The 23,677-nt window shown below is 65.1% G+C and carries 21 protein-coding genes; 12 read left to right on the top strand and 9 right to left on the bottom strand.

What is annotated here, in order from left to right:
• Positions 1-108: 108 nt before the first annotated feature.
• The 4 genes from NLM15_RS41055 to NLM15_RS41040 all read left to right on the top strand — a co-directional run bounded on the left by NLM15_RS41055 (position 109) and on the right by NLM15_RS41040 (position 4,631).
• Positions 109-1,056, top strand: coding sequence for a TAXI family TRAP transporter solute-binding subunit (locus NLM15_RS41055; RefSeq protein WP_254123672.1), 948 nt, complete (start codon positions 109-111; stop codon positions 1,054-1,056).
• 188 nt (positions 1,057-1,244) lie between these two features.
• The gene (locus NLM15_RS41050; RefSeq protein WP_254123670.1) at positions 1,245-3,359 is read left to right on the top strand and encodes a TRAP transporter permease; all 2,115 of its coding nucleotides are present in this window, start codon (positions 1,245-1,247) and stop codon (positions 3,357-3,359) included.
• The gene (locus tag NLM15_RS41045; protein WP_254123669.1) at positions 3,356-3,733 is read left to right on the top strand and encodes a DUF1850 domain-containing protein; all 378 of its coding nucleotides are present in this window, start codon (positions 3,356-3,358) and stop codon (positions 3,731-3,733) included. Before NLM15_RS41050 ends, NLM15_RS41045 begins: the two co-directional genes overlap by 4 nt.
• A gap of 91 nt (positions 3,734-3,824) precedes the next feature.
• Positions 3,825-4,631: an SDR family NAD(P)-dependent oxidoreductase gene (locus NLM15_RS41040; RefSeq protein WP_254123668.1), complete on the top strand. Its 807-nt coding sequence runs from the start codon at positions 3,825-3,827 to the stop codon at positions 4,629-4,631.
• Positions 4,632-4,691: 60 nt separating this feature from the next.
• On the opposite strand, the gene NLM15_RS41035 is transcribed toward NLM15_RS41040, so the two are convergent.
• Both NLM15_RS41035 and NLM15_RS41030 read right to left on the bottom strand, forming a co-directional pair.
• Positions 4,692-5,462 carry a hypothetical protein gene (locus tag NLM15_RS41035; RefSeq protein ID WP_254123666.1) on the bottom strand — a complete coding sequence of 257 codons (771 nt, stop codon included), beginning with the start codon at positions 5,460-5,462 and terminating at the stop codon, positions 4,692-4,694.
• Positions 5,463-5,643: 181 nt separating this feature from the next.
• Positions 5,644-7,188, bottom strand: coding sequence for a sodium:proton antiporter (locus tag NLM15_RS41030; RefSeq protein ID WP_254123664.1), 1,545 nt, complete (start codon positions 7,186-7,188; stop codon positions 5,644-5,646).
• 103 nt (positions 7,189-7,291) lie between these two features.
• On the opposite strand from NLM15_RS41030, the gene NLM15_RS41025 reads away from it, so the two are divergent.
• From NLM15_RS41025 to NLM15_RS41005, 5 genes are all read left to right on the top strand, one after another.
• The gene (locus tag NLM15_RS41025) at positions 7,292-8,056 is read left to right on the top strand and encodes a tetratricopeptide repeat protein (RefSeq protein WP_254123663.1); all 765 of its coding nucleotides are present in this window, start codon (positions 7,292-7,294) and stop codon (positions 8,054-8,056) included.
• Positions 8,057-8,188: 132 nt separating this feature from the next.
• The gene (locus tag NLM15_RS41020; RefSeq protein WP_254124685.1) at positions 8,189-9,574 is read left to right on the top strand and encodes a tetratricopeptide repeat protein; all 1,386 of its coding nucleotides are present in this window, start codon (positions 8,189-8,191) and stop codon (positions 9,572-9,574) included.
• Positions 9,575-9,789: 215 nt separating this feature from the next.
• Complete coding sequence (locus NLM15_RS41015) at positions 9,790-11,700, top strand: propionyl-CoA synthetase (protein WP_254123662.1); 1,911 nt, start codon at positions 9,790-9,792, stop codon at positions 11,698-11,700.
• 101 nt (positions 11,701-11,801) lie between these two features.
• Positions 11,802-12,062 carry a hypothetical protein gene (locus NLM15_RS41010; protein ID WP_254123660.1) on the top strand — a complete coding sequence of 87 codons (261 nt, stop codon included), beginning with the start codon at positions 11,802-11,804 and terminating at the stop codon, positions 12,060-12,062.
• Between the two features lie 25 nt (positions 12,063-12,087).
• Complete coding sequence (locus NLM15_RS41005) at positions 12,088-12,294, top strand: DUF6494 family protein (protein WP_254123658.1); 207 nt, start codon at positions 12,088-12,090, stop codon at positions 12,292-12,294.
• A gap of 135 nt (positions 12,295-12,429) precedes the next feature.
• Here NLM15_RS41005 and NLM15_RS41000 read toward each other — a convergent pair whose 3' ends face one another.
• On the bottom strand, positions 12,430-13,125 hold the full coding sequence (locus NLM15_RS41000; protein ID WP_254123656.1) for a DUF1013 domain-containing protein: 696 nt from the start codon (positions 13,123-13,125) through the stop codon (positions 12,430-12,432).
• 265 nt (positions 13,126-13,390) lie between these two features.
• Between NLM15_RS41000 and ispH the strand changes: the two genes are divergently transcribed.
• Genes ispH through rnhA form a run of 3 tightly spaced genes read left to right on the top strand, consistent with a single transcriptional unit; the run spans position 13,391 to position 15,810 of the window.
• Positions 13,391-14,359 (top strand): 4-hydroxy-3-methylbut-2-enyl diphosphate reductase, encoded by a 969-nt coding sequence (gene ispH, locus NLM15_RS40995; RefSeq protein ID WP_254123654.1) that lies wholly within the window; start codon positions 13,391-13,393, stop codon positions 14,357-14,359.
• Positions 14,360-14,365: 6 nt separating this feature from the next.
• Entirely contained in the window at positions 14,366-15,349 is a 984-nt protein-coding gene (locus NLM15_RS40990) for a homoserine kinase (protein ID WP_254123652.1), read from the top strand.
• Positions 15,346-15,810, top strand: coding sequence for a ribonuclease HI (rnhA, locus tag NLM15_RS40985; RefSeq protein WP_254123650.1), 465 nt, complete (start codon positions 15,346-15,348; stop codon positions 15,808-15,810). Before NLM15_RS40990 ends, rnhA begins: the two co-directional genes overlap by 4 nt.
• A 148-nt stretch (positions 15,811-15,958) precedes the next feature.
• Here the strand turns inward: rnhA and NLM15_RS40980 are convergent, their stop codons facing one another.
• The 6 genes from NLM15_RS40980 to NLM15_RS40955 form a co-directional block, all read right to left on the bottom strand.
• Positions 15,959-16,444, bottom strand: a complete 486-nt coding sequence (locus NLM15_RS40980; protein ID WP_254123648.1) for a peroxiredoxin — start codon at positions 16,442-16,444, stop codon at positions 15,959-15,961.
• A 107-nt stretch (positions 16,445-16,551) separates the two neighbouring features.
• On the bottom strand, positions 16,552-17,106 hold the full coding sequence (locus NLM15_RS40975; RefSeq protein WP_254123646.1) for a DUF924 family protein: 555 nt from the start codon (positions 17,104-17,106) through the stop codon (positions 16,552-16,554).
• A 16-nt stretch (positions 17,107-17,122) separates the two neighbouring features.
• Positions 17,123-18,808: a long-chain fatty acid--CoA ligase gene (locus tag NLM15_RS40970; protein WP_254123645.1), complete on the bottom strand. Its 1,686-nt coding sequence runs from the start codon at positions 18,806-18,808 to the stop codon at positions 17,123-17,125.
• A 190-nt stretch (positions 18,809-18,998) separates the two neighbouring features.
• Positions 18,999-20,456, bottom strand: a complete 1,458-nt coding sequence (locus NLM15_RS40965; protein WP_254123644.1) for a D-alanyl-D-alanine carboxypeptidase family protein — start codon at positions 20,454-20,456, stop codon at positions 18,999-19,001.
• Between the two features lie 189 nt (positions 20,457-20,645).
• A complete protein-coding gene (locus NLM15_RS40960) occupies positions 20,646-22,442 on the bottom strand; it encodes a glucan ABC transporter ATP-binding protein/ permease (protein WP_254123643.1) in 1,797 nt (598 codons plus the stop codon).
• 91 nt (positions 22,443-22,533) lie between these two features.
• Positions 22,534-23,583: an ABC transporter substrate-binding protein gene (locus NLM15_RS40955; protein WP_254123642.1), complete on the bottom strand. Its 1,050-nt coding sequence runs from the start codon at positions 23,581-23,583 to the stop codon at positions 22,534-22,536.
• Between the last annotated feature and the right edge of the window lie 94 nt (positions 23,584-23,677).

The raw sequence follows: 23,677 nt of genomic DNA, 5'->3' as shown, positions 1-23,677 counted from the left end.
GTCGAGCCGGATCGGCCATTTAGCGCAGTCCTGTTTTGTCTTTTGGATGGGTTGACCCGCTCCCCTCATCCGGCCAATTTCGCCGCCGGTTTGGGGAGTACAAAAACCATGAAACGGACGATTCTCGGCGCGGCCGCGGCTCTTGCCCTGGCGGCGTCGGCACCTTGCGCGCATGCGCAATCCTTCATCAACGTGCTGACCGGGGGCACCTCCGGCGTCTACTATCCGCTCGGGGTCGCGATCGGGAAGATCTACGGCGACAAGATCCCGAACGTGAAGACGCAGGTGCAGGCCACCAAGGCGTCGGTCGAGAACCTGATCCTGCTCCAGCAGGGCCGCGGCGAACTGGCGTTCACGCTGGGTGACTCGCTCAAGGCCGCCTGGGACGGCGACGAGGAAGCCGGCTTCAAGAACAAGCTGGACAAGCTGCGCACCATCGGCGCGATCTATCCAAACTACATCCAGATCGTCGCGACCGCCGAAAGCGGCATCAAGACGCTGGCGGACCTCAAGGGCAAGAGCCTGTCGGTCGGCGCGCCGAAGTCGGGCACCGAGCTCAATTCCCGCGCGATCCTCAGTGCTGCCGGCATGAGCTACAAGGACCTCGGCAAGGTCGAATACCTGCCGTTCGCCGAATCCGTCGACCTCATGAAGAACCGCCAGCTCGGCGCGACCCTGCAATCGGCCGGCCTCGGCGTCGCCTCGCTGAAGGACCTGTCGACGTCCAGCGCGATCACCGTGGTGTCGGTGCCGAAGGAGACCGTCGACAAGATCGGCCCGCCCTTCATCTCGGCGATCATCCCCGCCAACACCTATACCGGCCAGGACAAGGACGTGCCGACCGCGGCCGTGGTCAACTATCTCGTCACCAGCTCGGCGGTGTCGGACGATCTCGCCTATCAGATGACCAAGCTGGTGTTCGAATCGCTGCCCGAGCTCGCCAATGCGCATGCGGCCGGCAAGGAGATCAAGCTCGAGGCGGCCGCCAATGGCAGCCCGGTTCCGCTGCATCCCGGCGCGATCCGCTATTACAAGGAAAAAGGGCTGATCAAGTAACTCTCCAGTCATTCCGGGGCGATGCGCAGCATCGAACCCGGAATCTCGAGATTCCGGGTTCGGCTCTTGCGAGCCGCCCCGGAATGACGACGGGGGACTTTCGTGAATGCCCGGGATAACCCCGGGCATGACGTTTTTGGGACCCTGTGCCAATGCTATCCGGCACGGGCAGGCTGGGGACGAGCAATATGCTGGAAAAGGCAGAGGGCACCGATGCGGCGCCCATCAAGGTTGAGTTCGACAATTTCGAGCACGGTTTTCCGGAAGGCTTTGGTCCGGGCTGGTGGGGCACGCTCGCCTACTGGATCGGCATCGCCTTTGCGACCTTCCAGCTCTATGTCGCCGCCTTCAACTATCTGCCGAGCCAGGTGGTGCGCGGCGTCCATGTCGGCTTCCTGGTGCTGCTCACCTTCGGCCTGATCGCCAACTTCACCGCGAAGAGCGCGTTCGGCCGCGCGCTGGGCTGGGCGATCGGCGGCGCCGGCTTCTTCTGCGGGCTCTATCAATGGATCTTCTACGCCGATTTGATCGCGCGCGACGGTGATCCGACCCGGCTTGACCTTGTGGTCGGCACGCTGCTCGCGGTGCTGATCTTCGAGGGCACGCGGCGCCTGATGGGCGCGGCGCTGCCGCTGATGTGCGGCGCGTGTCTCGTCTACTGGTTCTTCGGGCAATATTTGCCGTCTCCGCTCAACCATCGCGGCTATGATTTCGACCAGATCGTCACGCATCTGTCGTTCGGCACCGAAGGCTTCTACGGCGTGCCGATCTACGTCTCGGCGACCTACATCTTCCTGTTCATCCTGTTCGGCTCGTTCCTGGAACGGGCCGGCATGATCCAGCTCTTCACCGACGTTTCGCTCGGCCTGTTCGGTCGCACCCGCGGCGGTCCTGCCAAGGTCGCGGTGTTCGCCTCGGGCATGATGGGCACGATCTCCGGCTCGGGCGTCGCCAACGTCGTCACCGTCGGCCAGTTCACGATTCCGCTGATGATCAGGTTCGGCTATCGCCGCGCGTTTGCCGCTGGCGTCGAGGCCACGGCCTCGATGGGCGGACAGATCATGCCGCCGGTGATGGGCGCGGTCGCCTTCATCATGGCGGAGACGCTGGGCGTTCAGTACTCGGAAATCGTCAAGGCCGCCGCAATTCCCGCCATCCTCTATTTCGCCTCCGCGTTCTGGATGGTGCATCTCGAAGCCGGCAAGCACGGCCTCGTCGGCATGAAGCGCTCGGAAATCCCGAGCGCCTGGAAGGCGCTGGTGACGCGCTGGTACCTCGTGCTGCCGCTCGCCGCACTGGTCTACATGCTGTTCGAAGGCTTTACGCCGCTCTATGCCGGCAGCATGGGCCTTGCGCTGACGGTGGGACTGATCCTTGGCACCGCCATCACGACGGGCGCGTCCTCGATGGCGATCCGCTACATCTTCTGGATCGGGCTTGCGCTCGTCGTCGCCGCGCTGTCGCGCGACGGCCTCCAGATCGTGCCGGTCGCGAGCGTCGTGGTCGGATTGATCGTGATCACCGCGTTCGTCCGTGGCGGGTTCAAGGCGCTGCGCGACTGCCGCGACGCGCTGGCGGAGAGTGCCAAGTCCGCCATCACCGTCGGCATGGCCTGCGCCATCGTCGGCGTCATCATCGGCATGATGTCGCAGACCGGCGTCGGCACCATCTTCGGTGGCTGGGTGATCGGGCTCGGCGAGAAGAGCCTGTTCCTGGCGCTGATCATGACCATGCTGCTGTCGATCCTGCTCGGCACCGGCATCCCGACCATCCCGACCTACATCATCACCGCCGCGCTCGCCGCGCCGGCGCTGGCGAAACTCGGCGTGCCCCTGATCGCGAGCCACATGTTCGCGTTCTATTACGGCATCATGGCCGACCTCTCGCCGCCGGTGGCGCTGGCGGCGCTCGCGGCGGCGCCGATCGCGAAGGAGAATCCGGACAAGATCGGCTGGGAGGCGATGCGCATCGCGCTCGCGGGCTACGTCATCCCGTTCATCTTCGTCTATTCGCCCGCCTTGATGTTGCAGGCCGGCGATCCCATGGCCGCAAAACTCGGTTTCTACGGGGCGGTGGCGCTGGCGAGCTTCAAGGCGCTGGTGGCGATCGCGCTGTTCGGCATGGTCGCGATCGGCTTCCTGTTCACGCGGCTGACACTGCTTGAACGTGTCGTCGCGCTCGGCGCCGCGATGTGCCTGCTCGGCGACTTCGCGTTCAGTGACACCGCGGGCTTCGTGCTCTCCGCTGCGCTCGTGCTGTGGCAGTGGCGGCAGCGTCCGCCAACCGTCGCCGAAGCCGCGTGAGCCTCTGCTTCGCAACAGCCGGAGGCGTGAAGGCGCTCGCGCTCTCCGCCTTCACGCTGGTGTGGACGCATTCGATCGCCAAGGTCGACTGGCAGGAGGATTGGCGCGTCACGCCCGCCGGCCTCGAGCTGGTGCAGGCCCGCGTCAAGGGCACCGGCCCCGGCATGGAGCCGCCGCCCGAGGCGCGGCTCGTGGACGGCTGGTTTCAATGGAGGCCTGAGCGCGCGCCGATGCCGGAGGTCGTGCTCGGCAATTCCGGTGCGGCCGGCGAATGGCGGTTATGCCATGATGGGAAGTGCCGGACGCTATCGGAGATTGTCGGGCATCCCATCGGTGCTAACGTCACCACGATGAAGATCTGTAACGATCCGTAGCCCGGATGAGCGAAGCGATATCCGGGAACGGTGGCCCCGGATATCGCTTCGCTCATCCGGGCTACAAGAACAACAACACGGGAGACACGCGATGGATCGGCTCAAGGGCAAGGTTGCGATGGTGGTGGGGGCCGGCTCGATCGGACCCGGCTGGGGCAACGGCAAGGCCACTGCGGTGACCTTTGCGCGCGAGGGCGCGCAGGTGTTTTGCGTCGATCGCAACGGCGCCGCCGCCGAGGAGACCGCGAAGATCATCACGGGCGAAGGCGGCAATGCGACCGCCTTCACCGCGGACGTCTCCCGCGCGAGCGAGATTGAGGCGATGGTTGCGGCGTGCCTGAAGGCCTATGGCCGCATCGACGTACTCGACAACAATGTCGGCATCGCCGAGATGGGCAGTGTGGTCGAGGTGGCCGAGGAGAGCTGGGACCGCGTCTTCACCGTCAACCTCAAGAGCGCCTATCTCGCCATGAAGCACGTCATTCCGGTCATGGTGAAGCAGGGCGGCGGCTCCATCATCAACATCTCCTCGATCGCCTCGATCCGCCATGTCGGGATTTCCTATGTCAGCTACAACGCCAGCAAGGCGGCGATGAACCAGTTGACGCGCTCCACCGCGATCGAGTTCGCGAAGAACCATGTGCGGGTGAATGCGATCCTGCCCGGCCTGATGAAGACGCCGATGGTGGAGCATTCGGCAGGTCTCGCCAACAGCTACGCCAAGGGCGATGTCGAGGCGATGTGGCGCGCCCGCGATGCGCAGGTGCCGATGGGCCACATGGGCGAGGCCTGGGACGTCGCGAATGCCGCGCTGTTTCTGGCGTCGGACGAATCCAAATATGTGACGGGGATCGAGCTCGTGGTGGACGGCGGCATCACGTGCAAGGCGGGGGCGTAATTCCAATCTCCGCTGTCGTCCCGGATCTTCGCTGCGCTTGTCCGGGACGACAGTGGTGATTTACTGCGCCAGCGCCAGAATCCCGCCGGCAAATGAATGCCACGCGGCGGTCTCGCTGATCGGCCAGTTCAAAACCTTCACCGCCAGCAGCGCGAGCGTGCCGTAGATGTAGACCGGATGGACGCGGCCATCGCTGCGCCAGTCGCGCACCATGGCGACGACGAGCAGGAGCGAGGCGACCACAGCCGGGGCGATCGTCACGGGCACCGGCGGCGGGCCGGGCGGTCCGGGAGGCGCGAGAAACGTCAGGAACCAGCGCGCGATCGCGGCATCGAGGATCGAGACCGCGGCCAGCAGCATCAGGCGCTTGTGAATCTCGGGTTTGCGCGTGTTCACGATCGCGAGCATGAACACCACCGCGAAGAACGCGATGCCGCTCATCGGCACGATCGAGAAGCCGATGCCGGCGTCTTTCTGCCCGAGCGCGGCTGCGTGCTGCATCACGTGCACGGAGGCGAGGAAGCCGAAGATCGTCATCGCGGTCGCAAGCGACACGCCGGCAATCCCGAGCGCGCGGTGATTGACCACGCGGCCCGACGCCGCGAGCCAGGTCTGGATCACGAAATAGAGAGACCAGGTGAAGAACAGGAGCGCGTGAAAATGAATCACCGGGCTCGCGGAAAACGTCCGCTGCGCGAGCGGAACGAAATAGGTCGGTGCGAAGCCGAGAAACGCGGTGGCGGCGCAGGCCAGTGCCATATTGAGATAAAAATATCGTGCAGGCGACGCATCACGCGCGCGTACACGACGGTCGTCGATCAGGGTCGTCATCAGGAGTGAGTCTGGAGCGGCGGTGTTTGGTTCAATGCTCTCCCTCTCCCCGTCCTTACGGGGAGAGGGTCGGGGTGAGGGGCTCTCTCCGCATGCGAGTCTGCCGACTGACCTGTACCCCCTCACCCGCCGCGCTGCGCGCGTCGACCTCTCCCCGCAAGCGGGGCGAGGTAAACAAGCTTTATCCCCCCGCGCTCAATTCTGCGCGATCGAGCTCTTCCTCGATCTTGTGAAACGCGTCGTCGCCGATCACTTCAGTGGCGCGGAGGTCGAAGATCGATTTGCGCGCGGCTTCGATGGCGCGGCGGCGCAGGGGATCGGCGGGCAATTCGCCGCTGGCGATGCCGCCGTGCGGATCGTCGTCTGCCTGCATCAGGATGGCGCGGTATTCGAGCCGCAGGATTTCCGCTTCCTCCGACGGATCGTCCTCGATCGCATCGAGCGCGGCGCGATAGGCGACCGCGCGGGCGCGCGCGACCTCGATGCCGACGGGATCGTCGTCCTTGAGGCCGAAGGCCAGGATCAGCGGCCGCAGCGTCAGGCCCTGGATGATCAGCGAGCCCAGCACAACCGCAAAGGCGATGAAGACGATGAAGTCGCGATAGGGAAAATTCTCCGGCAAAGCAAAAGCGGTGGCGAGCGTGACGAGGCCGCGCATGCCGCACCAGGAGATGATGAGGCCGCCCTTCGGCGAGGCGACCTGCTTGGGATCCTTCGGATGATAGAGCCCGCGTGCGATCAGCACGCGCAGCGTCGTGCGGTAGAACGTGATCCAGGCAAGCCGCACCAGCACCACCGTGAGCAGGATCCAGGCGGCGGCCACGCAATATTCCCAGCGCACTTCCGCGTCCAGCCGTGTCCAGATCGGGCGCATCTGCATGCCGATCAGCATGAAGGCGAGCACGTTGAGGACGAACACGATCGTCTCCCACACGGCATAGGACGGCACCCGCAGCCGTGCCGGCATGCGTGCCCCCGCCGTGCGCGCGACGGTGATGGCATAGACGACGATGGTGAGGATGCCGGAGAGGCCGAGATGCTCGGCCGCGATCCAGACCATGAAGGTGGTGGCGAACTGCACGATGATCGCGCTCGGTGCTTCCGTCACGCGTTCCAGGAACAGCGGGATGATGCGCCCCGCCAGAAGACCGGCCAGGACGCTGCCGACCAGCCCGAGCGCAATCGTCGGCGCGACCTCGCTCCATTTCAGGTGCTCCATGACGACTGCGCCGACTGCGATGCGATAGATCAGCAGCGCGCTGGCGTCGTTGAGCAGGCTCTCGCCCTCCAGCACCTTCACCATACGATAGGGCAGCTTGACCTGGCTCAGGATCGCAACCGCGGCCGCGGCGTCCGGCGGCGCGACGATGGCGCCGAGCGCAACGGCGGCGGCCCAGGGCATGTCAGGCATCAGCCGGTGCGCGACGAAGGCCACGCCGATTGTGGTCAGGCCGACCGCGGCCACCACCAGGGTGGAGACCGGAACCCAGTTGTTGCGCAAGTCCCGCAGCGAGGTGTCGAAGGCGGCGTCCATCAGCACCGGTGCGACAAAAAGTGCCAAGGCGAGGTCGGGTTCGAGCGTCCAGGACGGGCTGTTCGGCACGAAGGCGATTAGCGCGCCGCCGATGGCGAGAAAGGTCGGGTAGGGGACCTTGATCCGCCGCGCCAGCGCCGATAATGCAACGGCGCCGAGCAGAAGCGCGATGACCCATTCGAATGTCGACACGATCGTCCCCGAAACCGATTTGAGCGGCGCTACAAGCTAGCACCAATCCGGCCGTATGGTGGATAGTACGGCCCCAAGGCAAGACTTTCCGACTGCAACAAGCATGCGTTTTCAAAAACTTGTTCAACTGTCAGGGGCCGTCGCGCTCTCAGTGCTGTCGCTCAGCGCGTCCCACGCCGCGACCGGCGGCGAGCCGGCTGCCGTCACGCAGGTCGATATCGCCCCGTGCCTTGCCGCGGCCGCGGCCGACGACATGGACAAGGCCGGTCCCGCCTGCGCGGCGGTCATCGACAACGAGAAGACGGCGAAGGCGGACCTGGTCAAGGCGCTGATCGCACGCGGCGCGATTCTGGCGCGGCACGACCAGATCGACCGTGCGATCGCCGACGACAGCCGCGCGCTGCTGCTCGATCCCACCCTCGCTGACCTCTTCAACGCCCGTGGCGAGCTCTGGCTGAAGAAGGGCGACAAGCCCAAGGCGGTGCAGGATTTCGGCGCGGCGCTGAAGATCGATCCGAACCACGAGAAGGCCAAGGCCAATCACAAGGCGATGGCGCGCGAGCTCGAGCGGATCGGTGCTCAGATGGCCGTCGCCGGCAAGCCCAGCTTCAATTGCCGGAGCGCGCGCCGTGCGGTGGAAAAGGCGATCTGTGGAAATCGCGAGCTCGCCGACCTCGATCGGGAGATTTTTGGATCGAATGCGCGGGTGATCCGGGAGGCGCGCAGTCCCGCGGAAGCCAAGGCGCTCCAGCGCGAGCAGGACGATTTCATTGCCCGCCGCAATGCGGGGTTCGGCCGGCCGGGATACGATTTGAAGAAGGCGATGCAGGAGCGGCTGCAACGGATCAACGGGGTCGACGGGTATTGAGGGAATCTTCGCCTCTCCCCGCGTGTGGGGAGAGGGAGCGCGGGCGCCGGCGCGCCCCAGACCCGCCCCGAATTGAACCCATCGCTTCCCCGCCGCGACAATGGTGAAAACCTGATGTCACGGAGCCTTCCGATGTGCGGCATGCCCCCTTCCGCGCAAACGTCGCCGTTTGCCAAAATCTCGCTGCGCACCTTCCTCCTCGGCGCTGCGGTGAGCCTGATCCTGGCAGCCCCGGCCTCGGCCGGCACCGATTGCGTGACGGGCAGCAAGGCCGCGCCGGCCGAACTTGTTCCGGCTTGCAGCGCCATCATCGACCAGGCTTCAAATTCATCCTCCGAGCGCGCCACGGCTCTGCTGGTTCGCGCTGACGCCCATGCGCGGACCTCGGGCGGCCTCACGCAGGCGCTGCGGGATATCGACCGCGCCATCGCGCTCGACGGCAAGAATGCAAAAGCCTGGCGCCTGCGCGGCGATCTCCTGCGCGAGGCCGGCGGCGATCTCAATCGCGCCGCTTCGGACCTCAGCAAGGCGATCGAGCTCGATCCGCAGGATGCGGAGGCCTATGAGCTGCGCGGCGTGGTCTACACCACCCAGCGCAGGCTCGACCGCGCGCTCGCCGATTACGACCAGGCGATCAAGCTGAAGCCGGATGATGCGCAGGCCTGGTCCGATCGCGGCGTGAACTATTATCTCGGCGGCGACAATGAGAAAGCGATCAAGGATCTCAGCGAGGCGCTGCGGCTCGATCCGAACCGGCCGCGCAGCTACACCAACCGCGGCGCGGCCTACAAGAAGCTCGGCCAGCTCGACAAGGCGGTCGCGGACGACGGCGAGGCGATCAGGCTCGATCCAAAGGTGCCCGAATATTTTGACAACCGCGGGCTCACCTATGCTGCAATGAAGGAATACGACAAGGCGATCGCCGATTACGACCAGGCGCTGCGGCTGGCGCCGCGGCCGAACTTCTTCACCAATCGCGGCGATTCCTACCAGCTCAAGGGCGAGCTTGGCACGGCGCTGAGCGACTACGAGGCCGCGCTGAAGATCGATCCGAATTTTGCGCAGACCTATAACAACCGCGCGGTGCTCTACAAGAAGATGGGCGAGCGCAAGAAGGCGCTGGCCGATTACGAGACCGCGCTGAAGCTCGATCCCGGCAACGAGAATGCCGCCGCCGGCCGCCGCACCATGATCTCCGAGATCGCCAAATTCGGTGCCGAGCCGCCGCGCCCTCTCGCAGCGAATTCCGGCAATGGTCCGTCGTTCGACTGCGCCACGGCCAGGCGCGAGGTCGAGAAGGTGATCTGCGCCGATCCGCAACTGGGCGTGCTCGACCGCCAGATTGCCGAGACCTATGAGCGCGTGCTCAAGTCCGCGAGCAAGCGCTCGGCTGGCGACCTGCGCAAGACCCAGCGCGATTTTCTCAGCATGCGCAACGCCAGCTTCGGTCGGCCCGGCTATGATCTGCGGAAGGTCATGCAGGATCGCCTGCAGCGGCTGAATGCGATGGAGAGCTAGCCGTCACCGCAACCCTCTCCGCGCGAGCGAAGCTCGTCGCGGCTCCGTAAGAACGGGGAGAGGGACGCCATTTCCAGTTCTTTTCAGCTTGAACCGCGGCCCGTTCCCGGGAAAATAGCCCTCAAACAACGCCAGTGTTTGATCCCTGTCATGGCGGGACGTCTGTCCTGCCGCAAGGTCGAGGCCAGGCGGATAAAGGGAACGGGAGCGCGGGAATGAATGCCCAGGGGAAAAGTCTCTATCACGAGGTCCACGCGCGCTCGCTGGCTGATCCCCAGGGCTTTTGGGCCGAGGCGGCCACGGAGATCGACTGGATCGAGCCGCCGAAGACGATCTTCGACGGCGCGCAGGGCGTCTATGGCCGTTGGTTCACGGGCGGCGTCGTCAACACCTGCTACAACGCGCTCGACCGCCATGTCGAACGCGGCCGCGCCGACCAGGTCGCGCTGATCCATGATTCGCCGCTGACGAGCGCGGTCACCAAATTCACCTATGCCGAGCTCTTGGCCGAGGTGCAGGCGCTCGGCGCCGTCATGCAGGATTTTGGCGTCGCCAAGGGCGATCGCGTCATCCTCTATATGCCGATGGTGCCGGAGGCGGTGGTCGCGATGCTGGCCTGCGCGCGCATCGGTGCGGTGCACTCGGTGGTGTTCGGAGGTTTCGCCGCCAAGGAGCTCGCCACCCGCATCGATGATGCGCAGCCGAAGCTCATTCTCTCCGCCAGCTGCGGCATCGAGCCCGGCCGCATCGTGCAGTACAAGCCGCTGCTCGACGAGGCGATCAAGCTTGCCGGCACGAAGCCCAAGGCCTGCATCGTGCTGCAGCGTCCTCAGCTCGTCTGCGACCTCGCGCCCGGCCGGGACTACGATTGGGCGAGCCTGCGCCGCAAGGCGATCAACGACGGCAAGAAAGCTCCTTGCGTGCCTGTCGCCGCCACCGATCCGCTCTACATCCTCTACACGTCAGGAACGACCGGCATTCCCAAGGGCGTCGTGCGCGACAATGGCGGCCATCTGGTCGCGGTGAAATGGTCGATGTTCAACCTCTATGGCGTCAAGCCGGGCGAGGTCTGGTGGTGCGGCTCCGACATCGGCTGGGTGGTCGGCCACAGCTACATCATCTACGGCCCGCTGCTGCACGGCGCGACCTCGATCATGTATGAGGGCAAGCCGATCGGCACGCCCGATGCCGGCGCGTTCTGGCGCGTCATCAGCGAGCACAAGGCGGTCGCCTTCTTCACCGCGCCGACCGCATTCCGCGCGATCCGCAAGGAGGATCCGGAAGGCAAGTTCATCCGGCAATACGATCTCTCCAAATTCCGCACACTGTTTCTCGCCGGCGAGCGCGCCGACCCGCCGACGGTGGAATGGGCCGAGCAGCAGTTGAAGGTGCCGGTGATCGATCATTGGTGGCAGACTGAGACGGGCTGGTGCATCGCCGGCAATCCCGTCGGTCTCGGCATGCTGCCGGTGAAGCATGGCTCGCCGACGGTGCCGATGCCTGGCTACCAGGTCGATGTCGTGGACGAAGCCGCCAAGCCCGTCGGCCCGAACACCATGGGCTCGATCGTCATCAAGCTGCCGATGCCGCCGGGCTGCCTGCCGACGCTGTGGAATCAGGACGACCGGTTCAAGGAAGCCTATCTCACCGAATTCCCCGGCTACTACAAAACCTCGGATGCCGGCTACAAGGACGAGGACGGCTATGTCTTCGTCATGGGCCGCACCGACGACATCATCAACGTCGCCGGCCATCGTCTCTCCACCGGCGGCATGGAGGAGATCCTGGCCTCGCATCCCGACGTCGCCGAATGCGCGGTGCTCGGCGTCAAGGATGCGATCAAGGGCGAGGTGCCCTGCGGCTTCCTGGTGCTCAAGGCCGGCGTGAAGCGGCCGCCCGCGGAGATCGAGAAGGAGATCGTCGCGCTGGTGCGCGACCGGCTCGGCCCCGTCGCCGCCTTCAAGCTCGCCATCACCGTCGGCCGCCTGCCCAAGACGCGCTCGGGAAAGATCCTGCGCGGCACCATCAAGAAGATCGCCGACGGCGAAGCCTGGACCATGCCGGCCACGATCGAGGACCCCAAGGTGCTGGACGAGATCGGCGAGGCGCTGAAGGGGAGGGTGTGAGGGTCAGATGGGGCTTGAATAGGCCGTATTTTTCGGCTCAACCCTCATTCTGAGGAGCGCCCCTTGCGCGCGTTCCTCACCATGAAGATGAGAGAGCTGTTATGAATTCGAAGCCGTTTCTTGCGATTGTGTTTGCGGGCCTCATGCTCTCTGCCTGCTCCGCGCGCTACCAGACGCCGGTGGCGATGGGCGGTGACGATGACGACGCGGTGTGCCAGAGCCGCGGCTATGCGCAGGGCTCGCCGGAATACGTTGCCTGCCGCAAGGACCGCGACGTCCAGCGCAATGCCGCGATCGCCCGTTCCGACCGCCGCCAGCGCGATCTCGGCGAATACATGCTGAACCATCCCGAGCGGCCGTAAGCCGCCGTCGTCTACGGAGGCCGTCATGGACGAAGACCAGTTTAACACCAGCCTGCGCAAATTCCTGAAGCAAGTCGGTGTCACCTCGCAGCGCGAGATCGAGAAGGCCGTGCGCGACGCGATCGCGGCGGGCCAGATCAAGGGCCATGAGAAGCTCACCGCGAAGATGGTGCTGACGATCGATAGCGTCGGACTCGTCCATGAGGTCAACGACACGATCGCGCTGGGCTGACTTGCCGATCGCGCGAGCCGCACGTTGACGGCTCCCGCGCCGACGATGGGTGCGATCTTCATCGTAAGCCGCAAACAAAAACGCGGCGGGTCATCCCGCCGCGTTTGCATTCGATGAAGAGTTGAGAGGAGGGACTTACTCCTCCTCCTCGTCCTGCTTCTTGCCGCCGAGCGTCTTCAGCTTGGCGAACACGGCGTCGACGTTGAGGTCGTCGCTCGATCGCTCCGCGGGTTCGTACTCGTCCTTCTTGGTGGTTTCGGAGGCCGGCAGCAGCGTGGCGCCGCCATAGGCTGCATCGATCGGCTTTTCCTTCGCCGCGCGCGCCACTTCGAAATCGAGCTCGATCTGCGAGCAGAGGCCGAGGGTCACCGGGTCGATCGGGGTCAGCTGGGAGGTGTTCCAGTGGGTGCGGTCGCGAACGCTGGCGATGGTGCTCTTGGTGGTGCCGACCAGGCGCATGATCTGGGCGTCCTTGAGCTCCGGATGGCTGCGCAGCAGCCAGAGGATGGCGCTCGGGCGCTCGTGGCGGCGGGAGACCGGCGTGTAGCGCGGGCCCTTGCGCTTCGGCTGCGGCGGCAGCACGACCTTGCTCTCCTGGAGGCGGAGCCGGTAGTCCGGGTTGTTCTCGCCCTTCTCGATCTCCTCACGGGTCAACTGGCCGTTGGAGAGGGGATCCATGCCCTTGATGCCCTGGGCGGCGTCGCCGTCGGCGATCGCGCGCACCTCGAGGGGATGCATCTTGGTGAAATCGGCGACCTGGTCGAAGGTCAGCGCGGTGTTGTCGAGCAGCCAAACGGCGGTCGCCTTGGGCATCAGAGGTGCGTTGCTCATGGCAAATCTCCTTTGTGCTTCGCCCACCCCTCTGGAGGCGAAACCGGTGGTCATCAGCGATGACAGGGAATTCGCGCTATATAAGCCCGGAGGGGCTAACCACGCAATGGTTCTGCTATAGATAGTGCCTTGACAGCGGCCTAAAGGGGGCCCAATTCCCTTGGAAGCGCCTGTAAAGTCCTAGCAGACCCTTTTAAGCCCAATTCCATCCATTGACCGCCCCCGCCAGAAGGCGAAACGGGTGATTCGGTCCCGAGATCGCTCAATGTCAGCCAAACCAGACCTTAAGATCGTGCTTTGTTCTCCCCGCGGCTTCTGCGCCGGGGTGGTCCGGGCGATCGACACCGTGGAACGGGCGCTCGATAAATACGGCGCCCCCGTCTATGTTCGCCACGAGATTGTACACAACAAATACGTCGTCGACGGGTTGAAGAAGAAGGGCGCCATCTTCGTCGAAGAGCTCGCCGAAATCCCGGAAAACACCACCGCGCCGGTGGTGTTCTCGGCCCATGGCGTGCCGAAATCGGTTCCGGCCGACGCCACGTCGCGCAACCTGTTCTCGCTGGATGCGACCTGCCCGCTGGTGACCAAGGTGCACCGCGAGGCCGCGATCCACTTCAAGCGCGGCCGCGAGATCTTCCTGATCGGCCACTCCCACCACCCCGAAGTGGTCGGCACGCTCGGCCAGCTTCCGGTCGGCGCCGTGACCCTGATCGAGACCGCCGAGGACGCCAAGACAATCGTCCCGAAGAACCCCGACAACATCGCCTTCGTGACCCAGACCACGCTGTCGATCGACGACACCGCCGAGATCGTTGCGCTGCTCAAGGAGCGCTTCCCGAACATCAACGGTCCGCACAAGGAAGACATCTGCTACGCCACCACCAACCGCCAGCTCGCGGTGAAGAAGGTGGCGCCGGTGGTCGACGCGCTGATCGTGGTCGGCGCCCCCAATTCGTCGAACTCGCAGCGCCTGCGCGAGGTCGCCGAGCGCGAGGGCTGCGGGATCGCCGTGCTGGCGCAGCGCGCCACCGACATCGACTGGGACAAGTTCGGCAACATCAACAGCCTCGGCATCACCGCGGGCGCGTCGGCGCCGGAAGTGATCGTCGAAGAGATCATGGACGCGTTCGCCGAGCGTTACACGCTGCATGTCGAGACGGTCTCGGCCGCGGAGGAGAACGAGTTCTTCCCGCTGCCGCGTCAGGTGCGCCCCGAAGCCGCCGCCGAGTAGACCTTTATGGCGGTCTACACCGACGTTGCCGCCGACGAGCTTGCGGATTTCCTGAAGCAATACGATCTCGGCGAATTGCTCTCCTACAAGGGCATCGCCGAGGGCGTCGAGAATTCAAACTTCCTGCTGCACACGGGGCAAGGCTCGTTCATCCTCACGCTCTATGAGAAGCGCGTGGCGAAGAACGATCTGCCGTTCTTCCTGGCGCTGATGACGCATCTCGCCGAGCATGGCGTCAACTGCCCGCTGCCGGTAAAGGGCAGAGACGGCGAGGCGCTGCGCGAGCTGTCGGGCCGTCCGGCCGCGATCATCACCTTTCTCGAAGGGGTCTGGCCGCGCAAGCCGAACGCGACCCATTGTGCCGGCGTCGGCGAGGGGCTGGCCAGGATGCATCTGGCCGGCGCCAATTTTACGATCAAGCGCGGCAATGCGCTGTCGGTGTCGGGCTGGCGGCCGCTGTTCGACGCGGCGGCAAGCCGCGCCGATGAGGTCCAGCCGGGCCTGCATGCGTTTCTCGCCGCCGAGCTCGATTATCTCTCGAGCGGGGTCTGGCCGAACAATCTGCCGGAGGGCGTGATCCACGCCGATCTCTTCAACGACAACGTCTTCTTCCTTGGCGACAAGCTCTCGGGGATCATCGACTTCACCTTCGCCTGCAACGACATGCTGGCCTATGACGTCGCGATCTGCCTGAATGCCTGGTGTTTCGAACCGGATCATTCGTTCAACGTCACCAAGGCGCGCGCCTTCCTCAATGCCTATGGCCGGGTGCGAAAGCTCTCCGAGCCGGAAGAAGCCGCGCTGCCGCTGCTCGCGCGCGGCGCCGCGATCCGCTTCCTGCTGACGCGGCTGGTCGACTGGCTCAACGTCCCTCCGGGCGCGCTGGTCAAGCCGAAGGATCCGCTGGAATATTTCCGCAAGCTGCGCTTTCACCAGAGCGTGTCCAGCGCGCGCGATTACGGGCTGATGCCGTCAGGACTGGTCGCGTGAGCGAGCTTCCCATTGTGACGATCTATACCGACGGCGCCTGCTCGGGAAATCCCGGGCCCGGCGGCTGGGGCGCGATCCTGAAGTTCGGCGACAAGGAAAAAGAGCTGAACGGCGGCGAGCGCCACACCACCAACAACCAGATGGAATTGATGGCGGCGATCTCCGCGCTCGAAGCGCTGAAGAAGCCGTGCACGGTCGATCTCTACACCGACAGCCAGTATGTGCGGCAGGGCATCACCGGCTGGATCCACGGCTGGAAGCGCAACGGCTGGCGCACCGCCGACAAGAAGCCGGTCAAGAATGTCGAGCTATGGCAGCGCCTCGATGCCGCGCTGAAGGCACATGACGTCCGTTGGCATTGGGTCAAAGGCCACGCCGGGCATCCGGAGAATGAGCGCGCGGATCAGCTGGCGCGGGATGGAATTGTGAAGGCGCGAACGCAGCAGCGGGTGACGGAGTAGGCGTCGAGGGGGCCACACTCTCCGCCGTCATCGCCCGGTTTCGTAGGGTGGGCAAAGCGAAGCGTGCCCACCACTTTTTTAAATCGAGGAAGATGGTGGGCACGGCACTGACGCGCCTTTGCCCACCCTACGGTACTTCCGCCGCGACTCAGAGCTGCCCCAGCAGCGTATCGCCGCCGGATACCTCGACCTTGCCGGGCATCGCCTCGAGGTTCAGCCTCTTGACCACGCCGTCCTCGACCAGCATCGAATAGCGCTTGGAGCGGATGCCGAGGCCGTTGCCGGAGGCATCGAGCTCCATGCCGATCGCCTTGGCGAAGTCGGCGTTGCCGTCGGCGAGGAAGATGGCCTCGTCGCGCTGGTCGGTGTCGCGCTTCCAGGCGTTCATGACGAAAGCGTCGTTGACGGAGACGATGGCGATGGTGTCGACGCCCTTGTCCTTCATCGCGTAGGCGTTGAGGAAGATGCTCGGCAGATGCATCTTGTGGCAGGTGCCGGTGTAGGCGCCGGGGACGGCGAACAGCGCCACCTTCTTGCCCTTGAAGATATCGTCGGTGGTCTTCACCTGCGGACCTTCGGCCGTCATCACGCGGAATTTCGCCTCGGGCAGCTTGTCGCCAGTCTGGATCGCCATCGTCAGTCTCCCTGAAAATCGGTCCCGCTTTTTAGACCGTGCGGCGGCGCCGCACAATATTGACGGCGGGAGACGACGAGGGCCGCGGCCCCTTCACCATTATGTCATCAGCCGGCAAACCCGCCGCCGTCGAGGAAAGCCTGCTCCTCCTCGGTGGTGTCGCGGCCGAGGAGGCGGTTGCGGTGGGGGAAGCGGCCGAACCGCTGGATGATGTCGGCGTGCTCCCGCGCGTATTTCAGGTTCTCGGCATTGTCGGTGTCCTGAAACAGCGCGACGCAATGCAATTGGTCGGGCAGGTGCTCGGAATGCATGAAGGGCAAATAGAGGAATTCGAGCAGGATCGGATCGATCTTGCGATCGACGCCCCGATCGATGGCGCGGCGGGCGAGGTCGCGCGCCAGCGCGTCGCTGGCAAAGGCCTGCGGCGTACCGCGAAACATGTTGCGGGGAAACTGGTCGAGCACGATGACGAGCGCGAGCGTGCCGTCGTCGCTCGCCTCCCACGAGGACAGCTCGCCGGCAACCGCCTTCTGCCATAGCGGAAGAAAACGGAGCCTGACCTCCGCGTCGAAAGCGTCGTCCCGCTCGTACCAGCGTTCGCGGCCGGCCTCGCGCCAGAAGGCGAGAATGCCGGCCGGGCTGATATTGGCCTCGTCAGTCATGAACCAGAGGCGCGGCTTACGCCGCCTCCGCCTTCTTCTCGTCGCGGAGCTGCCGGCGCAGGATCTTGCCGACATTGGTCTTCGGCAGGTCGGTGCGGAATTCGATGTGCTTGGGCACCTTGTAGCCGGTGAGCTGCTCCTGGCAGAACTTGATCACGGCTTCCGCCGTGAGGTTCGGGTCCTTCTTGACCACGAACGCCTTCACCGCCTCGCCCGACTTGGAATCGGGGATGCCGATCACGGCGCATTCGAGCACGCCCGGATTGCTCGCGATCACTTCCTCGATCTCGTTCGGATAGACGTTGAAGCCGGAGACCAGGATCATGTCCTTCTTGCGGTCCACGATCTTGGTGTATCCCTTCTCGTCCATCACGCCGATATCGCCGGTGCGGAAATAGCCGTCCGCGGTCATCACCTTCGCGGTCTCTTCCGGCCTGTTCCAATAGCCCGACATCACCTGCGGGCCCTTGGCGCAGATCTCGCCGGGCTGGCCGAGCGGCAGCTCGTTGCCGTCATCGTCACGGATCGAGATCCAGGTCGAGGGCACGGGGATGCCGATCGAGCCCGAGAACTCGGTCGTGGTCGCGGGATTGCAGGTCAGCGTCGGCGAGGTCTCCGACAGGCCGTAGCCTTCGGCGATGAAGCAGCCGGTCACGGCCTTCCACTGTTCGGCCACCGGGCGCTGCACCGCCATGCCGCCGCCGTTCGAGATCTTGAGCTTGGAGAAGTCGAGCTTCTTGAAGTCGGGATGGTGCATCAGCCCGTTGTAGAGCGTGTTCACGGCCGGGAAGCTGTTGACCTGGTACTTCGCCAGCTCCTTGATGAAGCCCGCGATGTCGCGCGGATTGGGGATCAGCAGATTGCAGCCGCCGGCGCGCACCGCGAGCAGGTAGCAGGCCGTCAGCGCGAAGATGTGATAGAGCGGCAGCGCGCAGACGATCATGAGCTGATCGACATGCGGAGGTGCGGCCATCGCCGGCTGAAGCCACGCGTCGTTTTGCAGGACGTTGGCGACGATGTTGCGGTGGAGCAGGGTGGCGCCCTTGGAGACGCCGGTGGTGCCGCCGGTATATTGCAGGAAGGCGACGTCGCCCGGCGACAGTTTTGGCTTGTTGAACGTCATGCTGCGGCCGGCCGATACCGCATCGTTGAAGGACACGGCGCCCGCCAGCGACCAGGCCGGCACCATTTTCTTCACGCGGCGGACGACCAGGTTGACGATCACGCCCTTGAAGCCGAGCAGATCGCCCATGCTGCCGACGATGACATGCTTGACTTGTGTCTTCGCGATCACCTGCTCGACCGTGTGGGCAAAATTCTCCAGCACGATGATGGCTTCGGCGCCGGAATCCTTGAGCTGGTGCTCGAGCTCGCGCGGCGTGTAGAGCGGGTTGACGTTGACCACCGCGAAACCGGCACGCAGCACGGCGGCGGTGGCGACCGGATATTGCAGGACGTTCGGCATCATGATCGCGACGCGCGCGCCGCGCTGGAGACCGCGACCCTGCAAATAGGCCGCGAGCGCCAGCGACATCTGGTCGAGGTCGCGATAGGTGATCGCCTTGTCCATGCAGATGAACGCCTTGCGGTCGGCGAACTTGGAGAAGCTCTCCTCCAAGAGGTCGACCAGCGATGCGTATTGGGTCGGCTCGATATCAGCGGGCACGCCGGGCGGATATTGCTTGAGCCAGATGCGCTCCATGGAAAACTCCCCTCATTTGCCAGAGCCCGTTGTGTCTCGGGCTTGCCTCATTGCCGGCAGTATCGAGCCTGCCGGAACGGGTGGCAAGCCGGTCGAGGCTTAGGACAAAGGTCAGGGAGTGGCTACTGGAATCGTCGCAAACCGCGCTGCCGCAAGTGCGAAGCGCGGGGCGGTTTTGGCCGCGAGGGCGTTAACTGTTGTTGGCCGGCTTGGCGGCAGGCTTGGTCGCGGCCTTGGGCTTGGCGGGCTTGGCCGCCGGCTCGCCGCTCGCAGCGGGCTTCGCGGCTGCATCAGGCTTTGCTGCAGCGTGCCTGGCCCCGGCCGGTTTGGCCGCGGTCTTGGTGTCGCTCTTGGTATCGCCCTTGGCGCCGGATTTGGCATCCGGCTTCGCCGCCGTCTTGGTGCCCGCGTCTTTCGGCTTGTCAGCTGCGTCCGGCTTCTTGGCGACGCGCGACTTCTTGCCACGCGGCTTTGGCGTGGCCTGCTGGTCGGCATCGGCCGCGACTGCCGCGATCAGGGCGGTGCCGGTGCGGGTCGGGCCGGTATAGACCAGCACGGGTTCGGCCGCAGCGGGGGCGGTGGCCATCAGCTCGGAGGCCTTCATCAGCGGCGGCTGAAGGCCCGCCGTGAAGAAGCTGACCTGGGCTTCGCCGCCGGTGGCGGAAGCCGATCCGGACGTGCCGCCATTGGTGGCGATCAGCGCGTCGTCATCGTCGCTGGCCGGCCGCTTGCGATGACCGCCGCACATGTCCTCGCGCAGGTTCGGCGGTGAGGCGTCGACCGGTACCAGCCTGTCGACGGTGCCGAGCGAGGGGCGCAGCCAGGTGAGATTGTCCTGGCTGAAGCCGCGCTCGAGCAGCTGCGCCGCCTTCACCGCGCGCGCGGTGCCGGAATTGGCGCCGAGCACGACGGCGATCAGCCGGCGACCGTTGCGCGTCGCCGACGCCACGAGATTGTAGCCGGAGGCGCAGATGAAGCCGGTCTTGAAACCGTCGGCGCCGGGATAGCGGCCGATCAGCTTGTTGAAATTGCCGGTGACGCGCTTGCCGAAGCGGATCGCCGGGATGTGCACGAAGTACTCGTATTCCGGCAGGTCGCGCAGGAACGAGCGCGCGAGAATGCCGAGGTCGCGGGCCGACGTGATCTGGCCGTCGGCGGGCAGGCCGTTCGGATTGACGTAGCTCGTCTGCGTCATGCCGAGCCTTGCGGCGGTGTCGTTCATCATCGCCGAGAAGCCGTCGATCGAGCCGCCGACGCCTTCGGCGAGCACCACGGCCATGTCGTTCGCCGACTTCACCATCATCATCTTCAGCGCGTTGTCGACGGTGAGCTGCGTTCCCGGACGGAACCCCATCTTCGACGGCGACTGCGATGCGGCCGTCGGCGACACCGTGAGCAACGTATCGAGCGTGAGCCTGCCGTCCTTCACCGCCTTCAGCGTCACATAGGCGGTCATGATCTTAGTGACGGAGGCCGGATACCAGGGAATGGTCGCGTTCTCCGCCTGCAGCACCTTGCCGCTGTCGGCTTCGATCAGCAGCAGTGCTTCGGCGTTCGCCGTGCGCGGCGCAAGCAGCGCGGTGCATGCGAGGGCCGCAGCGAGCAGATTGAACAGGGACTTGCGAAGCAGCGGGCGAAGGGCGTGCACTATCCGATTCCGGTCCTTGGAGACCCGCCGGTTCCGGTCGGCTCTCGTGATCTGATGTTCGGTTCTGAAATCCGGCGCCGCCGCTTGCGGCGTCGCAAACCTATACCGGCTGTTGCGTCGAGAATAGGGGCTTCGGTGCGGTATTCCGCAATGAAATAGGCCGAATTTCGACGGTGCTGCGGGGACTTGCTAGGGGGATTTGGCCGCAGTCGCGGCAGCCTCAGCGGCCGTCACGCTGGCCCGTGTATTCTCATGAACCATGAACTGGGCCCTGGCGAGCTCGGCGAAATGGCCGCCTTTGGCCACGAGTTCATCGAAAGTTCCGCTTTCGATCACGCGGCCGTTCTCGAACACCAGGATCCGCGTGGCATTGCGGATGGTGGAGAGGCGGTGGGCGATCACGAACGTGGTGCGTCCCTTCATCACTTCGTCGAGAGCGGCGTTCACCTTGGCCTCGGTGACGGCGTCGAGTGCACTGGTGGCCTCGTCCAGGATCAGGATCGGCGGATCCTTCAGCAGCGCGCGGGCGATCGACAGCCGCTGGCGCTCGCCGCCGGAGAGCATGCGACCGCGCTCGCCGGCATTGGTCGCGAAGCCGCCGCTGCGCTCGATGAATTCGAGCGCCTGCGCGCGTTCGGCGGCCTTGCGCATCTCGGCCTCGGTCGCATCCGGTTTGCCGACGCGCAGATTTTCCTCGATCGAGCGGTTGAACAGCAGCGCTTCCTGGAACACCACGCCGATGTTCCGCCGCAGCGACGTCAGCGTGACGCCGCGCACGTCCATGCCGTCGATCCTGATGAAGCCGGATTGCGGATCGAAGGCGCGATGCAAGAGCGCGATCGCGGTCGACTTGCCGGCGCCGGTCGGGCCGACCAGCGCGATGGTCTGGCCCGGCAGCGCGGTGAAGGAGAGGTCCTCGATCGCCGGGCGCTTGCCGTCATAGGAGAAGGTGACGTCGTTGAATTCGACGAGGCCGGAGAGCCGCCCCGCATCGATCGCGTCGGGGCGGTCGTGCACCGCGGGCACCGCATCGAGCACGTTGAAGAATTCGCGCAGGCGCGGGGCTTCCATGAACACGTTGTTGATGAAGCTGACGACCTGCTCGAGCTTCTGGATCAGCATGGTCGCGAAGCTCACGAACATCACGATCTCGCCGACAGTGGTAAGCCCCTGGTCGTGCAAGGCGATGCCGAGCGAGAAGATCGCGAGCACCGTGATGGTGGTGGAGGCGCGGGTGATGACGGTGACGAGCGCCCACCATGACAGCACCGGCATCTGCGCGGCCAGCAGATCGTCGGCGACGGAACGCAGTCCCTTCACCTCGGATTCGACACGGACGAAGCTCTGCACCAGCGCGACGTTGCCGAGCGCGTCAGAGGCGCGCGCGGAGAGCTCGCTGTAGTGCTCCTCGACCTCCATCTGCATGCCGAAGGTCCTGCGCACGACGAAGGTCGTCAGCGCCGTGAAGACGATGCAGAGCACGAACAGCAGGATCGCGAGCCGCCAGTTCAGATAGAGCGACAGCGGCAGCAGCACCACGACCGAGAGGATCGCGGCAAAGTGCTCGCGGAAGAAGCCGAGCCAGAGCCGCCACAGCGCATCGGTGCCGTTGAGCATCACCTTCATCAGCCGGCCCGAATGGGTGCCGGAATGGAAGGTCAGCGGCAGTTGCAGGATGTGCTCGAAATAGTCGGTCAGCACCGCCTGGCGCTGGCGGTGGGAGAGCCGGTCGGCCTGCAGCGCCACGAGCGCGCTGCAGACGATGGTGAACAGCCCGAACGCCACCCAGGCCATCAGGAACGGCCAGGCCGAGTTCGATCCGGCGACCGTCTTGCCGGAGAGCACGTCGACGATCCGGCCGAACAGCACGGGTTCCGCGAATTGCGAGGCGGCCAGCAGGAGATTGGCAAACGCCAGCAACCAGCCCAGCCGCGCCTCCTTGCCGAGCAGTTCGAGAACGCGGGTGTAGAGGCGGAGGATGGGCATGCGGGCGAAGAACTCGGGCTCTTGAGTCAAAGGTGAGCCCGTATTCTAAGCAGGGTCGCCCGCGAGATACAGCGGAAGCTGTCGGTTTTGCTCAGTTGATCAGCCGCCCCGCGACCGGCGGCAGGAACCGGTCGTCGAAGATATCGCCGGCCGTCGGCCGTTTGCGGAATTTGAAGTCCTGCGCGATCTGGTCGATCGAGCGGTCCAGGCGCGCCGGGTCGATGCCGCCGAGGCCGTTGCGCTTGACCTCTTCGGTCAGGATGTTGTCGATGAGCGCGCTGCGCAGGCGTTCCAGCTCGAGGTCGCGGTCGCCGTCGTCGATCCGGCTCGCGGCCTCGCCTGCCGCGCGCGCCGGCTCTTTGACGGTCGCGTTGACGCCGGCGATCAATGCGCGGACGAATCCCTTCACTGCGTCGGGCTTCGCGGCGGCGAAAGCGGGGTTGGCCACCACGGCGAAGCCGTAGGCCTCGCAGCCATAGTCGGCATAGCGGAGTACCACGAGATCGCCACCGGGCACGCCGCGGTCGCGCAGGTTCACCGCCGAGAGATAGCTGAAGCCCGCGACCGCATCGACCTGGCCTGCGGAGAGGAGCGGCTCGCGGACCGCGGCGCTGATCTTGTGGAATTTCACATGCGACGGGTTGATGCTGTTCTGCTGCGCCAGCGCCGGCCACAGTCGCATCGACAGATCGCCGTCGGCAACGCCGACGGTCTTGCCGTCGAGATCGGGCAGCAAGTGGATGCCGCGGCTCCGGCGTGCAACGATTGCATAGGGCGCGCGGTTGAACAGCACGAACACCGCCTTGATTTGCGCGGCATCGTCCTTGTCGCGAAAACGCATCAGCTCGTTGATGTCGACGAGCGCGAGCTCGCTGTCGCCTTTGGCGACGCGTGCGAGCGCGTCGGGCGATCCGGCCGCGCTGTTGAAGGAGACGTTGAGACGCTCGGCGCCGAAATTGCCGTCCTTTGCAGCGATGAAGAACGGCGCCATGCTCGCGTCGATCGGACGGTCGAAGGTGAAGTGAATCGCAATGGAGGGCGCGGCGGTCTCGGCCGCTCCGACATCGCGTGCAGTCAGCGCGGCGAGAGAGATTGCAAGGGCCAGCAGGCCGCGAAGGGCGATTGTCTTGAATGCGAACATCAGTCGCGCCGGTCCCGCATTGTTTGGTGTGGTGACGCTCGGAGCGCCGGCTGGCGGCGACTGTGTCCGTGCCAACATGAACGGCGGATGAGCG

It is taken from the genome of Bradyrhizobium sp. CCGB20 (genome assembly GCF_024199855.1).
Taxonomy (GTDB): domain Bacteria; phylum Pseudomonadota; class Alphaproteobacteria; order Rhizobiales; family Xanthobacteraceae; genus Bradyrhizobium.
Note: the sequence above shows the minus strand (reverse complement) of the source record. Positions and strands in the feature narration are given on the sequence as shown.

Coding starts and splice junctions, on each gene's coding strand:
- NLM15_RS41040 (WP_254123668.1), top strand. CDS start 3,825: ATGGATCGGCTCAAGGGCAAGGTTGCGATGGTGGTGGGGGCCGGCTCG.
- NLM15_RS41035 (WP_254123666.1), bottom strand. CDS start 5,462: ATGACGACCCTGATCGACGACCGTCGTGTACGCGCGCGTGATGCGTCG.
- NLM15_RS41015 (WP_254123662.1), top strand. CDS start 9,790: ATGAATGCCCAGGGGAAAAGTCTCTATCACGAGGTCCACGCGCGCTCG.
- NLM15_RS40980 (WP_254123648.1), bottom strand. CDS start 16,444: ATGGCGATCCAGACTGGCGACAAGCTGCCCGAGGCGAAATTCCGCGTG.
- NLM15_RS40960 (WP_254123643.1), bottom strand. CDS start 22,442: ATGCCCATCCTCCGCCTCTACACCCGCGTTCTCGAACTGCTCGGCAAG.
- NLM15_RS40975 (WP_254123646.1), bottom strand. CDS start 17,106: ATGACTGACGAGGCCAATATCAGCCCGGCCGGCATTCTCGCCTTCTGG.
- NLM15_RS41010 (WP_254123660.1), top strand. CDS start 11,802: ATGAATTCGAAGCCGTTTCTTGCGATTGTGTTTGCGGGCCTCATGCTC.
- NLM15_RS41000 (WP_254123656.1), bottom strand. CDS start 13,125: ATGAGCAACGCACCTCTGATGCCCAAGGCGACCGCCGTTTGGCTGCTC.
- NLM15_RS41025 (WP_254123663.1), top strand. CDS start 7,292: ATGCGTTTTCAAAAACTTGTTCAACTGTCAGGGGCCGTCGCGCTCTCA.
- NLM15_RS40955 (WP_254123642.1), bottom strand. CDS start 23,583: ATGTTCGCATTCAAGACAATCGCCCTTCGCGGCCTGCTGGCCCTTGCA.
- NLM15_RS41005 (WP_254123658.1), top strand. CDS start 12,088: ATGGACGAAGACCAGTTTAACACCAGCCTGCGCAAATTCCTGAAGCAA.
- NLM15_RS40970 (WP_254123645.1), bottom strand. CDS start 18,808: ATGGAGCGCATCTGGCTCAAGCAATATCCGCCCGGCGTGCCCGCTGAT.
- ispH (WP_254123654.1), top strand. CDS start 13,391: ATGTCAGCCAAACCAGACCTTAAGATCGTGCTTTGTTCTCCCCGCGGC.
- NLM15_RS41050 (WP_254123670.1), top strand. CDS start 1,245: ATGCTGGAAAAGGCAGAGGGCACCGATGCGGCGCCCATCAAGGTTGAG.
- NLM15_RS40990 (WP_254123652.1), top strand. CDS start 14,366: ATGGCGGTCTACACCGACGTTGCCGCCGACGAGCTTGCGGATTTCCTG.
- NLM15_RS41020 (WP_254124685.1), top strand. CDS start 8,189: ATGTGCGGCATGCCCCCTTCCGCGCAAACGTCGCCGTTTGCCAAAATC.
- NLM15_RS41055 (WP_254123672.1), top strand. CDS start 109: ATGAAACGGACGATTCTCGGCGCGGCCGCGGCTCTTGCCCTGGCGGCG.